At 40.0% G+C, this 433-nt stretch carries 1 protein-coding gene; it reads right to left on the bottom strand.

Going from position 1 to position 433, the window contains the following annotated elements; genetic code table 11:
* A partial coding sequence (locus GFC01_RS18950; RefSeq protein ID WP_207707660.1) for a hypothetical protein occupies positions 1–433 on the bottom strand: 433 nt, incomplete at both ends.

Below are 433 nucleotides of genomic sequence, written 5' to 3'. Positions count from 1 at the left end.
GCATATACATCCGTAAGAGTTAAAAGATCGAGATAATACCATACTTCATAATGCTGATCTAAATATGGTGAGATTTTAACAAACGTATACGGACCGAGCATCCCAACAGTGAAAATCCAAGTAAGTGAAAATAAAGCAGAAGGGAAAAAGACCGTCAGTGTGCAGGCTTTGAGTATATCTCGATATGCCGTTTGACAGTCGAAAAAGAGACGGCCTAACCATTTAATCAGAAGGACACCGAAAAATAGAATCATATTGCCTGCCAAAATACCATATCCCGCTCCTTGTAACAGAATAAAAGGGAATGGAATATGATTGCCCATATACTCGCTAAAATACCCTTCGTAGATCCAGCCCGTACCGGCGATACTTGCAAGGAGCATCATCAGCCAAATGGGAATATTGGAATGTTGATATGAGCGAATAATCGTTT

The sequence above is a fragment of the Desulfofundulus thermobenzoicus genome, assembly GCF_009428905.1.
GTDB lineage: Bacteria > Bacillota > Desulfotomaculia > Desulfotomaculales > Desulfovirgulaceae > Desulfofundulus_A > Desulfofundulus_A thermobenzoicus.
Note: the sequence above shows the minus strand (reverse complement) of the source record. Positions and strands in the feature narration are given on the sequence as shown.